This window comes from Clostridium subterminale, assembly GCF_039521425.1.
Taxonomy (GTDB): Bacteria; Bacillota; Clostridia; order Clostridiales; family Clostridiaceae; genus Clostridium_J; species Clostridium_J subterminale.
On sequence record NZ_BAAACI010000001.1, the window covers coordinates 950,032 to 965,044 of the forward strand.

At 31.1% G+C, this 15,013-nt stretch carries 16 protein-coding genes; 1 reads left to right on the top strand and 15 read right to left on the bottom strand.

Translation table 11 applies throughout. The annotated features are described in order from the left end of the window. From rsmD to ABDZ93_RS04880, 4 genes are read right to left on the bottom strand one after another with little or no spacing between them, the layout of a single operon-like run. Positions 1–555 carry a 16S rRNA (guanine(966)-N(2))-methyltransferase RsmD gene (gene rsmD / locus ABDZ93_RS04865; RefSeq protein ID WP_343824145.1) on the bottom strand — a complete coding sequence of 185 codons (555 nt, stop codon included), beginning with the start codon at positions 553–555 and terminating at the stop codon, positions 1–3. Between the two features lie 18 nt (positions 556–573). Further along, complete coding sequence (gene recG / locus ABDZ93_RS04870) at positions 574–2,607, bottom strand: ATP-dependent DNA helicase RecG (RefSeq protein WP_343824147.1); 2,034 nt, start codon at positions 2,605–2,607, stop codon at positions 574–576. A gap of 46 nt (positions 2,608–2,653) precedes the next feature. Next, positions 2,654–4,300: a DAK2 domain-containing protein gene (locus ABDZ93_RS04875; RefSeq protein WP_343824149.1), complete on the bottom strand. Its 1,647-nt coding sequence runs from the start codon at positions 4,298–4,300 to the stop codon at positions 2,654–2,656. Positions 4,301–4,313: 13 nt separating this feature from the next. Beyond that, entirely contained in the window at positions 4,314–4,664 is a 351-nt protein-coding gene (locus tag ABDZ93_RS04880) for an Asp23/Gls24 family envelope stress response protein (RefSeq protein WP_147519512.1), read from the bottom strand. Between the two features lie 223 nt (positions 4,665–4,887). Between ABDZ93_RS04880 and rpmB the strand changes: the two genes are divergently transcribed. Next, the gene (gene rpmB, locus ABDZ93_RS04885) at positions 4,888–5,079 is read left to right on the top strand and encodes a 50S ribosomal protein L28 (protein ID WP_035132719.1); all 192 of its coding nucleotides are present in this window, start codon (positions 4,888–4,890) and stop codon (positions 5,077–5,079) included. 157 nt (positions 5,080–5,236) lie between these two features. On the opposite strand, the gene ABDZ93_RS04890 is transcribed toward rpmB, so the two are convergent. The 11 genes from ABDZ93_RS04890 to def form a co-directional block, all read right to left on the bottom strand. Continuing rightward, on the bottom strand, positions 5,237–5,392 hold the full coding sequence (locus ABDZ93_RS04890; RefSeq protein WP_343824153.1) for a hypothetical protein: 156 nt from the start codon (positions 5,390–5,392) through the stop codon (positions 5,237–5,239). Positions 5,393–5,527: 135 nt separating this feature from the next. Continuing rightward, the gene (locus ABDZ93_RS04895; protein ID WP_343824155.1) at positions 5,528–6,157 is read right to left on the bottom strand and encodes a thiamine diphosphokinase; all 630 of its coding nucleotides are present in this window, start codon (positions 6,155–6,157) and stop codon (positions 5,528–5,530) included. A gap of 1 nt (position 6,158) precedes the next feature. Then, positions 6,159–6,809 (bottom strand): ribulose-phosphate 3-epimerase, encoded by a 651-nt coding sequence (gene rpe / locus ABDZ93_RS04900; protein WP_343824157.1) that lies wholly within the window; start codon positions 6,807–6,809, stop codon positions 6,159–6,161. Further along, positions 6,806–7,669: a ribosome small subunit-dependent GTPase A gene (gene rsgA, locus ABDZ93_RS04905; RefSeq protein WP_343824159.1), complete on the bottom strand. Its 864-nt coding sequence runs from the start codon at positions 7,667–7,669 to the stop codon at positions 6,806–6,808. The genes rpe and rsgA overlap by 4 nt, the downstream gene beginning before the upstream one ends. A gap of 72 nt (positions 7,670–7,741) precedes the next feature. After that, complete coding sequence (gene pknB, locus ABDZ93_RS04910) at positions 7,742–9,724, bottom strand: Stk1 family PASTA domain-containing Ser/Thr kinase (RefSeq protein ID WP_343824537.1); 1,983 nt, start codon at positions 9,722–9,724, stop codon at positions 7,742–7,744. Then, the gene (locus ABDZ93_RS04915; RefSeq protein ID WP_343824161.1) at positions 9,721–10,452 is read right to left on the bottom strand and encodes a Stp1/IreP family PP2C-type Ser/Thr phosphatase; all 732 of its coding nucleotides are present in this window, start codon (positions 10,450–10,452) and stop codon (positions 9,721–9,723) included. Before ABDZ93_RS04915 ends, pknB begins: the two co-directional genes overlap by 4 nt. Positions 10,453–10,458: 6 nt before the next feature. Beyond that, on the bottom strand, positions 10,459–11,493 hold the full coding sequence (gene rlmN / locus ABDZ93_RS04920; protein ID WP_343824164.1) for a dual-specificity RNA methyltransferase RlmN: 1,035 nt from the start codon (positions 11,491–11,493) through the stop codon (positions 10,459–10,461). An 8-nt stretch (positions 11,494–11,501) separates the two neighbouring features. Continuing rightward, positions 11,502–12,833 carry a 16S rRNA (cytosine(967)-C(5))-methyltransferase RsmB gene (gene rsmB, locus ABDZ93_RS04925; RefSeq protein WP_343824166.1) on the bottom strand — a complete coding sequence of 444 codons (1,332 nt, stop codon included), beginning with the start codon at positions 12,831–12,833 and terminating at the stop codon, positions 11,502–11,504. Positions 12,834–12,879: 46 nt separating this feature from the next. After that, positions 12,880–13,575, bottom strand: a complete 696-nt coding sequence (locus ABDZ93_RS04930) for a zinc metallopeptidase (RefSeq protein ID WP_343824168.1) — start codon at positions 13,573–13,575, stop codon at positions 12,880–12,882. A gap of 32 nt (positions 13,576–13,607) precedes the next feature. Beyond that, positions 13,608–14,552: a methionyl-tRNA formyltransferase gene (fmt, locus tag ABDZ93_RS04935; protein WP_343824169.1), complete on the bottom strand. Its 945-nt coding sequence runs from the start codon at positions 14,550–14,552 to the stop codon at positions 13,608–13,610. Between the two features lie 11 nt (positions 14,553–14,563). Then, a complete protein-coding gene (def, locus tag ABDZ93_RS04940) occupies positions 14,564–15,004 on the bottom strand; it encodes a peptide deformylase (protein ID WP_343824171.1) in 441 nt (146 codons plus the stop codon). Positions 15,005–15,013 lie beyond the last annotated feature (9 nt).

The window sequence follows — 15,013 nt, forward strand, 5'->3', positions numbered from 1 at the left end:
TTACTCCTTAAACTCATAGAAACATACAGTGGTGTTTCCATATTTTCTTTGATCTATTAAAACAATATCTTCATAGCCTTCATAAATTTCTTCACTTGAATCTATTTTCGTTACAATTAAACCATCTCTTTGTAGTAAATTATATTTTTTTATAAGAGTTAGTGCTGGTGGAATCATTTCTTTAGCATAAGGTGGATCTATAAATATTAAATCAAAGACCCTTCCTATTCTTCCAAACTCCTCTAAGTACTTGTATGAATCACCTTTATAAGATGTGCAGAAGTCTTCAAATTTTAGATTGATAATATTTTGTTTTAAATACTTGTAAGTTACATCTCCCATGTCTATTAGATGACACTCTTTTGCTCCTCTACTTGCAGCCTCTAGCCCTAAGCTTCCTGTACCAGAAAACTGATCTAAAACTATACTACCTCTTACTTTATTTTGTATTATGTTAAAAATTGATTCTTTAATTCTATCAAGGGTAGGTCTAGTGCCCATCCCCTCTGGTGATAGTAACTTTCTCCCTTTAGCTTTTCCTGCAATTACTCTCATTCTTTCTCTCCTCTACCCTTAGTTAAAGCAAATATACTTGGTGCTTTTCTCTAAGTTAATCATTATTTCTTTAAGTATTCTTTTGTTTTCTTCATCTTCATTGTTAAAAAATTTCTTAGCTTCCTGATTTGCTATTTTAAATAGTGGAAAATCCTCTGCTAAATCGCTAAGAATCAATCCATTTTCACCAGATTGTCTAAGTCCGAACATTTCCCCACTTCCTCTTAATTTCAAATCTTGTTCTGCTATATAAAAACCATCATTACTATTTTTCATTATGTCCATTCTCTTTTTAGTTGTTTCACTTTTTATATTAGCTACAAGAACACAATAGGATTTATGTGATCCTCTTCCAACTCTTCCTCTTAACTGATGCAATTGCGATAGTCCAAAACGCTCTGCGTTTTCTATAATCATAACCGTTGCATTAGGTACATTTACACCTACTTCAATAACTGTAGTGGATATTAACACCTTGATGTTTCCTTCTTTAAATTCATTCATAATTAAATTTTTGTCTTTATTACTCATTTTACCATGAAGAATGGCGATTTCCATACTTTTAAAGTAATTTTTTTTAAGTTCTTCATATAGTGCTGTTACGGAACTCAGTTTCATATCTTCATTTTCTTCAACCAAGGGGCAAACTACATAAATCTGTCTTCCTTTTTTTATTTCCTCTAAAGCAAAATTATATATTCTTCCCTTTTCTTGAATAGGTAAATAATAGGTATCTATTGGTTTTCTTCCTGGTGGTAAAGTGTCAATTATAGATACTTCTAAGTCTCCATAGAGATATAAACATAAGGTTCTTGGAATAGGTGTAGCACTCATTACAAGTACATCAATATCTTCACGCTTATTTCCAAGTCTTGTTCTTTGTCCAACACCAAACCTATGCTGCTCATCGGTTATTATGAGCCCTAAGTTTTTAAACTGTACATTATCTTCTATCAGAGCATGAGTACCTATTATTAAATCTATTTCACCTTTTAACAATTTCTCTTTTATAAGGCTTTTATTTTTTTCTGTGGTGCTTCCTGTTAGTAATTCTATGGTGATGTTAAAACCCTTAAACACTTTGTATGCCTCATAATAATGCTGTTTTGCTAATATTTCTGTAGGTGCCATCATGGCACCTTGATATCCATTCATAATAGCATTAAAAAGGGCAATAAAAGCAACTATAGTCTTTCCACTACCTACGTCCCCTTGAACTAATCTATTCATAGGAATAGGCTTCTTTTGATCTCTTAGTATTTCTCTAACAGTTCTAGTTTGTGCATCTGTTAACTGAAAAGGTAACCTTTCCTTTAAAGCTTTCAGCTCCTTTGACATGGTAAAGGAAATTCCCTTTGAATTAATACTTCTATTTTTTAAGGCCATAAGCTTTAAAGAGTATGTAAATAACTCTTGAAACTTTAATCTTCTTCTTGCCTCTTCTAATAACTTTAAACTTTTAGGATTATGTATATTTCTTATAGCACTATCTAAAGACATAAAATCATATTCATCCAAAATTAACTTTGGTAAATTTTCTTGTATCTTAACCTGGTTTAAAGCTTCTGTAACTATTTTATTTAAAAAAGTATTAGAAATATCATCTCTCAAAGGATATCTTGCCATAATATCTGTACTCTCTGTAGTGGTATTTCTCATTATGGTTCCATTCTTAATTATAAACTCTCTACCTTGCTTCTCTATAATGCCACTTACAACATATCTACTGCCAATTCTAAAACTACTTTTCACATAGGGTTGATTAAACCATATTCCTTTAATTAATCTTCCCTTATGAATAAATCTAATGGTTGTAAGAACTTTACCTGTTTTTGTTCTTATATCAGGAAAAATTCTCTCTACTCCAACTTCTAGTATTATCTTTCCCTTAGAATCTACTTCATCTAAATCTTCAACAATAAAGATACTTTCATAGTCTCTTGGAAAGTATAGTAATAAATCTAAAATACTATATATTCCACATTTACTCAATTTCTCAGCCATTTTAGGACCTACCCCTTTAATGACTGTAATATTACTATAAATATTCACCTTATCAACTCCATATGGCTAACATAGAAAAAAAGCCCTAAGGCTTTTATTCTACTGATGTAATAAAATAGTATAATGGCTGCTCACCACTAAAACATTGAACATCCATGTCTGGGTATGCTTCTTCTAATTCTGATGCTAACTGATCAACCTTATCCTCTTCACAGTCTTCACCATAGAATATAGTAATAAGCTCGCTATCTTCATTTACCATGTTTTCTATAAGCTTCTTACATACAGCATATACATCCTGACCTATTTCATTTATTTTTCCTTCTAATAATCCTAAAATATCTCCCTCTTTAATATGTCTACCATTGTCCTCTGTATCCTTAACAGCATAAGTTACAGAACCAGAAGTAACAGTTTCTATAGCTTCATTCATAGATGCTTCATTTTCTTCTGCAATACCATCTGGATTAAACATAGTTATAGCTGTAATTCCTTGAGGGATAGTTTTGGTAGGAATTACTATAACCTTTTTATCTTCTATTAAATCTACAGCTTGCGTAGCTGCCATTATTATATTTTTATTATTTGGAAGTACAAATACTACTTCAGCATTAATTTTATTAATACTATTAACTATGTCCTCTGTACTAGGATTCATAGTCTGACCACCTTCAATAACCTCATCTACACCAAGATCTTTAAATATTGTAGAAATTCCATTACCTCTAGCTACAGTTACAAATCCATAAGCCTTAGGGTCTTCTTTGATTTCTTCTACTACTGCATCATTACTACTTTCATCTATGCCTAATAAAGATCTGTGTTGTTCTCTCATATTTTCAATCTTAATTTTTGAAAGATCCCCAAAGGCTACTGCTTTAGATAAAACGGCTCCTGGATCATTAGTATGAACATGAACCTTAGTTATATCCTCTAATCCCACAAGAACTAATGAATCACCTTGAGATTCAAGGAAATCTTTAAACTTTGGTATATCTTTTACTTCATTAAGTATGATAAATTCTGTGCAATACCCAAACTTAATATCCTCTGGAGCCATATCTAGCTCTGGAATATCATAATTATTTTCTGATTCACCTTCTAGGTCATTAATTAAAGAAACTTCACCTTTATTTTTTAAAGCTTCTACCATACCTCTTAATATTATTAATAATCCCATTCCACCAGCATCTACTACCTTAGCTTGTTTTAACTGTGGTAACATTTCTGGAGTTTTATCAAGCATCTTTTTACTTTCTTCACAAACTTCTTCTAATAATTCAACTATATTTTCAGCTTCACTACATATAGCAGCTTCTCCAGCAGCTCTAATAATAGTTAGAATCGTTCCTTCTGTTGGTCGCATAACTGCCTTATAAGCAAAATTTGAGCCTTCTACAAAGGAATTCTTAACTTCCTCTATGGTTGCATCCTCTGCATTTTCAAGTCCTTTTGCCATACCTCTTAGAATTTGAGAAAGAATAACTCCAGAGTTTCCTCTAGCTCCCATTAAAGCACCCTTAGCTAATTTTTTAGACACTTCTCCTATTCCCTTATTCTCTAAGCCTTCTATTTCTTTAGCCGCAGCCTTAAATGTTAAAGACATATTTGTTCCTGTATCTCCATCTGGTACAGGGAATACATTCAAGGAGTTTACATATTCTTTCTGCTTTTCTAATGCATTTGAAGCACTTTTTATCATATTTGAAAAATCACGTCCATTTATCTGTGTATATGCCACTTTGTGTTCCCCCTTAAACTCTAATGCCTTGAATATTAACAGTAACTTGAGAAACCTTAACGCCTGTAAGATTTTCTAAATTGTATCTAACTGTTTGTATTATATTATTAGCTATTACTGCAATTTTAGTTCCATATTCAACAATTATATATAATTCTATAGCTATAGCATTCTCTTTTTGAGTTATTTTAACTCCTTTTGCTAGGTTTTCAGCTTTTAGTAATTCCCATAAACCATCCTTAGCATTCTTTAAAGCCATGCCAACAACTCCATAGCATTCCATGGTTGATACACCTGCTATATTAGCTATTACATCTTCAGAATAGTATATATTTCCTATTTCAGTTGTTATATTAGCTTTCATAATCAATTCCTCCTTAATTATACCTTATAAACATTTTATATTAACTTAAGATTTAATTCAACTAATATAATTATATATATCATTGAATTTTATTATAACAATATGTATAATATAATGGTATGTGTTTATTTTTCTTAATACTTGCAACAATCATAATAATTATGTTAAAATAACTTGTGTTTGATTTATAGCAGTATGTTGGAATTTTGAGGAGGTGTAATATATGTCAAGAAGATGTGAAATATGCGATAAAGGTGTAGTTTCAGGAGTACAATTCTCTCACTCTCACCGTCAATCAAAAAGAAAATGGGCTCCAAACTTAAAAAAAGTTAAAGCTATAGTTAACGGTTCACCTAAGACAGTACACGTTTGTACTAGATGCTTACGTTCTGGTAAGGTTCAACGTGCCGTTTAGATGGTAAAAAAAATGCAACTACTTTTATAGTTGCATTTTTTTTATGTGCAAAATTAATAATTATGTTTTTTTCTTATAAAAATTCTAACTATCTTAGATAAAAACTTAGGTAATTTGATTACTCTTATAGTCACCCTTTAACCTCCTTAACCAATTCTTAACAAAACTTATTCATTATAAACCATCCGGCACATATAATTGCACAACCTATTGCTATCATCCACCCCCAAAATGGAATTAGCATAGCTAATACTATTCCTGCTCCTACAGAACTAACAATAAGTCCCAACCTTTTAGTTGTCCTACTCCTCATACTTAACTTCCCCCATAAGCCTTTTAGTATCATTATATGTATCGTCCTAAAAAGTGGTACATAAATAAAAAAAATTACAATCACCAATTCTAATAATGACTGTAATTTTTATTAATTAAATTTATAAGTTATATTTTAATGAATTCTAACTACTATAAGGCATCCTTTAGAAAAAGATATGCTAACTTTTTCCTCCACAAATTCATTAGATACAGTGAGATTGTTTCCTTGTGCTAGCTCAAAATCCTTTAATTTATATTTAACTCCCTCTATAGTTAAATTATGAGTATCTTCTAAATAACTAAATAAGGAAAATACATCCCCTTTTTTCCCAAAGATATTTGTAGGCTTATCTATAAGATAGATTTCATTATACTCATCTATTAAACGACAATCTATAGATTTTTTTAAACCTTCATTAAGAATACATAAGTTTGCAAAGAAATGGTCAATTCTTTTCCCTGTACACCCTAAAAAAATAATTTCTGTAGCTCCTAACTCCACTGCCTTGTTAAAAGCTATATGGCTATCTGTATAATCCTTTTCCTTTGGAAATCTAATAGTTTTAGAGTTATTGCTTATTTCTTTATAAACTTTTTCATCAATAGAGTCAAAATCCCCCAGTAAATAATTTGGATGTATTTCATGATTTAGAAGAGCGTTAGCTCCTCCGTCTGCTGCTATAATTATAGATTTTTCATTTATGTATTTATCTAAAATTTCTTTGCTTGGAGAATCTCCACCTCCAACAATAACTACTTGCATGTTAAAACCCACTTCTTATATTTATTATATTCTTTTCTATTTCATTATTTTTAAATACAGCTGAACCCGCTACTATAGAATTAGCTCCACACTTTACAACTTTACTAACATTTGTTGCATCTATACCTCCATCAACTTGTATATATAATTCTTTGTTATACTTATCCTTTAACTCTTTAACCTGTAATATTTTATCTGCTGAATACTCTATATATTTTTGACCTCCAAATCCTGGATTGACTGACATGATAAGTACCATATCTAAATCTGGAATTAAGTTTTCTATCATAGAAACAGGAGTGCCAGGATTTAATGCTACTCCAGCTTTAACTCCTAGGCTTTTAATATATTTTATAGTTCTGTCTATATGTCTATCTGCTTCATAATGAACTGTTATCATATCAGCTCCTGCATCTACAAAATCCTTTACGTATCTAGCTGGATCTTCAATCATTAAATGTACATCAAAAACTAAGGTTGTAAGACTTCTTATGGATTTTATAACAGGTACTCCAAAGGATATATTAGGTACAAACATTCCGTCCATAACATCTATATGAACCCAATCCGCTCCATGGTTTTCTATCTCTTTAACCTGCTCTCCTAGATTTGCAAAGTCTGCTGACAATATAGATGGTGATAATTTTATCATTTTCTATTCCCCCTACTTATAATTTCTTCTAAAGTTTTTATGTAGAATTCATATCTACTTTTATTTATTTCTCCAGATTCTACCTTTTCCTTTATGATACAACCTGGTTCTTTGTAATGAACACAATTATTGAACTTACATCCATCCTTAAATTCTTCAAACTCAGGAAACATATGTTGTAGTTCCTCTTTATCTATAAAATCTAACTCTAAAGAAGAAAATCCTGGTGTGTCAACTAAAAATCCATCTTCTATCCTTATGAGTTCACTATGCCTAGTTGTATGTTTTCCTCTTTTTAGTTTATCACTAATATCCCCAGTCTTCATAGCATCTCTACCTAAAACTTTATTTAATATAGTAGATTTACCAACTCCAGAAGGACCACAAAATACAGTGATATTATCCCTGATCTTTTCCTTTAATTGCTCTATACCAACACCATGTTTTCCTTGTACATACATTATTTCATATCCAGCTTCATTTAACATATTACCTATTTTCTTACTATATTCACTTTCAATGTCCATTTTATTAAAGCATATAATAGGTACTACATAATTATACTCACATAATACTAGAAATTTATATAATAAACTTAAATTTAAATCTGGATTTTTACTGGTAACTACTACAAAAGCTTGAGTTACATTAGCAACGGCAGGCCTTATAAGTTGATTTCTTCTCTTTAATATTTCAGTTATAACACCTTTTCCATTTTCTTCTTCTATGATTACTTCATCGCCAATCATAGGAGTTTCACCTTTATGTCTAAACTTTCCTCTAGCTTTACACTCTATAATTTTTTCATCAACATCCACATAGTATAATCCACCAATTCCTTTAACTATTACTCCTTGCATATATTCCTCCTAAATTTTAATTAATCCTTAGGCAAGTTTATAACTTACCTAAGGATTATATCACTTCATTTGTTAAGGTTCTTTATCTTTCTCTTTATCTTTATCATTGTCATCTACAATTGGAGCTTTTACCTGAGATGTAAGATTTATAGTACTTCCTGCAGCTACCTTCTGACCTTCAGGTACATCTTGACTTACTATAAGACCTTTTTTATCTCCAGTAATGGTTATTTTAACTCCATGTGAGTTAGCTGCTGCTTGTGCATCTTCAATGGTTTTTCCTATGAAATTAGGAACTACAACTTTACCTTCATCTGGATCCTTATATTGATAATAATTAACACTTATCTTTTCATTTTCTTGAACTGAAGTTTGAGCAGGTTCACTTTGATTGAATATCTTTCCATCTTTGCTTTTATCATCAGTTACTACCGCAGTAGTAGATCCAAGTTTAAGATTTGAAACTGCTAATACTTGCTCTGCTTCTTTAAGCGTTAACCCACTAAGATCTGGCACTGTTTTCTTCTTTATCCTAGAGCCCTTACTTATAACTATATCTACCGTATCACCTTTTTTAACCTTAGCCTTAGCTCCTGGATTAGTGCTTATTACTGCACCTTCTTCTATTTCATCAGAAAAGTCTTCTGTTATCTTTCCAACCTTAAGACCTTGAGTAACTATATGATCCTGAGCAACACTTTTACCAAGTTTCACAACATCTGGCACCTCAATCTCTCCTGGTCCTGTACTAATCCTTACTCTAACTTCACTTTCTTTTTTTACTGCAGTACCTTCTGCTGGAAATACTGCAATTATAGTTCCAGCTGGTTTATCACTAGCTTCTTCCCCTAATACTACATAAGTTAAGCCTAATTTTTCTACATCAGCTTTGGCTTCATCTGCTGTGAGTCCAATTATCTTTGGAACCTTTAATTCATCTTTTTTAACATCGCCGTTGCCTTTATTATATATACTAGTACCCACAAATATACCAACCAGAATAGTTAATAAAAGAGCTCCTCCAACTAATAGTACCTTTTTCCACGTACTTGTTTTTCTCTTTTCATGGTCATAGTCTTCATAGTCCTCGTCTTCTTCCTCGTCTTCCTCATCATCAATATTACTATCAGCTAATTTCTTTCCAAGATTACTAGCATACATGGTATTTTGAATTTGGGTTGTATCCATTACTGTAGTATAATCATTATCCATATTGGAAGGTGTTACTATATACTTATTATTATTCTCTATTTTCATTAAATCTATTAACATATCTGTGACATTATTATATCTTTTTATAACTTCCTTCTGTGTAGCCTTAATTACCAAATTATTTAGGCTATCTGGCACTTCTGGCACTAAAACCTTGGGAGGAACAATAGTATCTTGTATATGCTTAAGAGCCACTGCTACAGCGCTTTCTCCATCAAAGGGAACTCTCCCTGTCAGCATTTCATATATTACAATTCCAAAAGAATATATATCTGTCCTATTATCAACTATCTTTCCCTTAGCTTGCTCAGGAGAGAAGTAATGTGCAGAACCAATAACTTTATTAGTATGAGTTATAGTATCAGATGAAGTAGCTTTAGCTATCCCAAAATCTGTAACCTTAATTACTCCATCTTCATTTATTAATATATTATGAGGTTTTATATCTCTATGAATAATTTTATTTTTATGAGCACATTCTAAAGCTTTAGCAATTTGTATTGAAATCTTTAAAGTTGAGTCCATAGAAAGAGGTGCATTTTCTCTTATGTATTCTTTCAGAGTTTTTCCATTCACCAATTCCATTACAATATAATTAATGTTTCCTTCTGAACCTACATCGTAAATATTAACTATATTGCTATGTGAAAAAGTTGCTGTAGCTAAAGCTTCCCTTCTAAACTTTTCCATAAACTCTTTATTATTAGAGTACTCTGTCTTTAGTATTTTAATTGCTACAAATCTATTTAAAATAGTACATTTAGCCTTATATACTACTGCCATACCCCCTTCGCCAATCTTTTCTATGAGTTCATATCTATTTCCTAACATAGTTCCTATCATCTGCACTCCCACTCTCCTTTAAAAACAATGATAGAAATATTATCTCTCCCACCATTTTTCTTACTCATGTTTATTAGTTCAAAACATTGATTGCCATTATAATTTTGTAAAACTCTAAAAATATCATCCTCACTTACTTCATTAGTAAGTCCATCACTACAAAGAATAACTTTTGAAACATCTCTTATATCTAGATTATAATAATCAGCCATCACTACTGGATTAGTTCCTAAAGCCCTTGTTATAACATTTTTATTAGGATGATTCTTAGCTTCCTCATTAGTTATTGTTCCATTGTCTAATAGTTCTTGTACCAATGAATGATCTTTTGTAACCTTAACAAGCTCTCCGTCCTTTAGAACATATCCTCTACTATCTCCTATGTTTACCATAGTTAAGTTATTTCCTCTCACAAAAGCTCCTACAAGAGTAGTTCCCATTCCATTACAGCCTTCATTTAATAAACTCTCTCTATATATTTTTCTATTAGCGCTTAGGATTGCCTCATTTAAGATTTCCTCTTGAGACCTATCATTTTTATGATTAATTACATATTCAATAATGGTATCTTTAGCAATCTTACTAGCAACTTCACCAGCATTATGCCCTCCCATGCCATCAGCTACTACAAAAATACCAAAATCCTCTTCCTCATAGTAGCCAACAGAATCTTCGTTAAAAGTTCTTTTATTTCCAACATCCGTTTCTATTCCCAATAATCTCCCCATTAAAAACTACAACTCCCTTTTTTCTATATAACTTTTTCTTAGCTGACCGCAAGCAGCATTTATGTCTAAACCCATTTCTTTTCTAACAGTAGTTTCAATTCCATGTTTCATTAAAATATCTCTAAATGCTTTAACTTGTTCTGCATTTGATTTCTTTAAGTCATTTTCATCTATTTCATTTATAGGAATCAAATTTACATGACATAACATACCTCTTATTAATTTTGCTAATTCCCCAGCTTGATCTTTAGAGTCGTTTACGCCCTTTACTAATGCATATTCGAATGTAATTCTTCGTCCTGTTTTATCAATATAATATTCACAACTATCAATAAGCTCAGCTATAGAATACACCTTAGCAATAGGCATAGTTTTTACACGTAACTCATCATTAGGAGCATGTAATGAAATTGCCAGAGTTATCTGTAAATCTAAATCTGCTAAACTCTTTATCTTAGGTACAATTCCACAAGTAGAAATAGTTATATGTCGTTGTCCTATATTAAGTCCATAATCAGAATTTACATCCTTAATAAATTTTACAACATTATCATAGTTATCTAGTGGTTCTCCACTTCCCATAAGTACAATATTTGAAATTCTCTCTCCCAGTTGCTTTTGTGAAACCATAATCTGACCTAACATTTCTCCACTACTTAAACTTCTAACAGCCCCTCCAATGGTTGAAGCACAAAACTTACAACCCATATTACATCCTACCTGTGTTGATATGCATATAGAATTACCGTGATTATACTGCATAACCACTCCTTCAACTATATTACCATCATGTAAAAGAAATAAATGCTTTCGTGTATCACTGTTTTTAGAACTATATGTTTCTACTATTTTAGGTATTCCTATAAAAAAATTATTTTCTAATCTTTTCAAGGTATTTTTAGATATGTTAGTCATCTCTTTGAAGTCCCAAACTTCATTATAAATCCAAGAGAATACTTGTTTAGCTCTAAATTCTTTTTCACCATTTTCTTTCATCCATGATTTAAGTTCTTCTATGTCTAAATCTAATATATTTTTCATTTCTACTCCTATTTATTTCTACGAATTTTTGCTATAAAAAATCCATCCATATATTCATTAGGTAAAACTGTTACGCAACCCTTTTCGTCATAGACTAGATTCTCCACCTGTCCAAAATTTAAAGGCTCTATATTGAAATCTTTAAAATTACTTAAAAACCAATTTATATTTCCTTCATTCTCCGCTTTATTTATAGTACAAGTTGAATATAAAATTATTCCATCTAGTTTCACATATTTAGCTGCATTCTTCATTATTTCACGTTGAACTGCTATTAAAGATTTTAATTCTTTCTCTTTTTTTGTATATTTAATTTCTGGCTTTTTTCTTATTATTCCTAGTCCAGAGCAAGGTACATCTATAAGTACTCTATCTCCTACATCTATTAATTCTTTGCATTCTTTAGTAGCATCTAATATATCTAATTGAATATTTGTTAGCCCTAGTCTTTCACTATTACTTCTTATTAGTTCTAGCTTATGATCATAAATATCAAAAGCCTTAACTATACCTGTATTATCCATTATTTCAGCGATATGGGTAGTTTTCCCTCCCGGAGCACTACATAAATCCAATACAGTCATATGTTCCTTTAAATCCATACTAGGGGCTACTAGCATAGCACTTTCATCTTGAACAGTAATAGCTCCTTTCTTAAACAATGGATTATCCTCTACACTCTTTCCTCTTACAATTCTTATAGCTTCAGGACATATTGATCCAGCCTCTACGTTATAATCATTTTTTTCCAAATCATGAAAAACATGATCAAAATCCCCTTTTGTGGAGTTTACTCTAACTGTAACTGCTGGTCTTTTATTAAGTCCATCTAGTATTTTTTCTCCAATTTCCTCTCCATATTGCTCAATAAATAACTTTACCATCCATTGAGGACAAGAATATAAAAATGCTAATTTCTCATTAATATTTTCTTTATGATAATAATCTCTATCCTTATTTCTTAAATAACTTCTTAGTACACCATTAACTAATTTAGAAGCTCCTACAGATACATTAGTCTTAGCTAAATTAACACCTTCATTTACTGCAGCAAACTCAGGTATTTTATCTAAATATCTAAGCTGATATATACAAACCCTTAATAAATTTAAAATATATCTATCTGTTTTGTCAAATTTTTTTTCTAAAAAGGTCTTAAGTATTTTATCAATGGCATACCTATATTTTATAGTACCATAAACAAGTTCTGTAGCTAATGCTTTATCTTTATCTTCAAGATTACATTGGCTAAGGTTGTTGTTTAAAACAATATTAGAATAAGCCTTATTTTCAAAGACTTGTATTATGGTATTTACTGCTACTTCTCTAGCACTTATCATTCATATCATCCTATCTACGATTTCTAGTATCTATTAATTTTATCTATTAATCATTTCTATTTCTAATAGCAATGAGTCTTAAAAGCTGTGCAATAGCTGTAACCGCTGCAGCTACATAAGTTAATGCTGCTGCAGTCAATACATTTTTTGCTCCCTTTACTTCGTCTTCATAAAGTATATTCTTTGCACTTAATATGGCTATAGCTCTATTGGATGCATTAAACTCTACAGGTAGCGTTACTATCTGAAAAAGTACTGCTGCTGAGAATAATATAATACCAAAGTTAACTAATGGTGTAAGAGACATTACAATTCCCAAAATAAATAATATCCAAGATGCTTGAGAGCCTATATTCGCAATAGGAACCAAAGCTGTTCTTATTTTGATAGGTGCATATCCTTCCTTATGTTGAATTGCATGACCTATCTCATGGGCAGCTACCCCTATAGCTGCAATGGATGTGCCATTATATACATCATTGGATAGGTTAACTATTCTTCTACTTGGGTCATAGTGATCTGTAAGATGTCCTCCTGTAACTAATACTGGTATATCAAAAAGTCCATAGGCATCCAATATCATTCTAGCTACTTGACCTCCAGTATATCTATTTCTACTATATACTTGTGAATACTTTGCATAACTACTTTTTATTTTCATCTGAGCCCATATTGAAATAATAAGAGCTGGTATAAGAATAATCATTGTTGGATCAAAAAAACTTCTATAATAGTATCCCATATATATATCTCCTTATATAACATAATTAATTTTTACTTTTCTTTTGAATTTTTTAATATTATATTTTCTTCAATAGAATTTCCTTTTATATATTCTTCTACTTTTAATGGCTTTTTATTAGGAAATTGGACCTTTGTTATTAATATATTATTATCTTCAGTAGAAACTAGCATTCCTTCTTTATTAACTCTTAAAATAGTTCCAGGAGTTTTAGAAGACTTCTCATAAGTAAGTCTAGTTTCAATTACCTTCATTGGTTCATCTTTATAATAGGTATAAGCTATTGGGAAAGAGTAAAGTCCTCTCACAAAACTATGTATATCTTTAGAACTTTGATTCCAATTAATCTTTGCCATCTCTTTGTTTAGCATACTAGCATAACAACTTTCACTTTTTCCTTGCTTTATAGGAGTTATTTTGTCATTATAAATTCCTTCTATAGTTTCAATTAAGAGTTCAGCACCACTGTTCATAAGTTCATCATGAAGCTCTGCTGTAGTCATATTTTCTGTAATCTCCACTTTATTCTTTAAAAGCATATCTCCTGTATCTAACCCTATATCCATTAGCATAGTAGTGTTTCCACTTTCCTTTTCACCCTTCATAATAGCATAGTGAATTGGAGCTGCACCTCTGTATTTAGGAAGTAGCGAACCATGAAGATTTATGCATCCATATTTAGGTATATCTAATACTTCCTTAGATAGAATTTGCCCAAAGGCTACAACTATTATGAAGTCTAAATTCATATTTTTTAATTCTTCTATTAAACTTTTTTCATTTCTTAATTTTTCTGGTTGGTAGACCTTTATATCATGTTTAAGTGCCACCTGTTTCACTGGTGACATTGCTACAGATTTCCCTCTTCCTTTAGGTCTATCTGGTTGAGTAAATACTGCCTTAACTCCATATTTCTCAATGATTGCTTCTAATGATGGTACTGCAAAATCTGGTGTACCCATAAATACTATATTCATCTTAATACCTCCTACTTAACTGTCTTATCAGTATATACTATTCCATTTAAATGATCTATTTCATGACAAAGAGCCCTTGCCAGAAGGTCCTCCCCATGAATTTCAATAGAATTTCCATCTCTGTCTTCTGCTTTAACTTTCACATATTTAGGTCTTATAACGTATCCTTGTTGATTTGGCACACTGAGACATCCTTCTATCTCCTTTACTTCACCATTAGCCTCTACAACTTCTGGATTTATAAGCATTATTGGCCCATCTCCAATGTCTATAACAATAACTCTCTTTAAAATCCCCACTTGTGGAGCTGCAAGACCAATTCCATTAGCTTCATACATAGTATCTAGCATGTCATCAATTAAGATTTGCGTTCTCTCATCAATGTTTTTAACTACTTTACTAATCTTCCTTAATACTGGATCTTCATTAACTCTTATATTTCTTAATGCCATAATTATTCT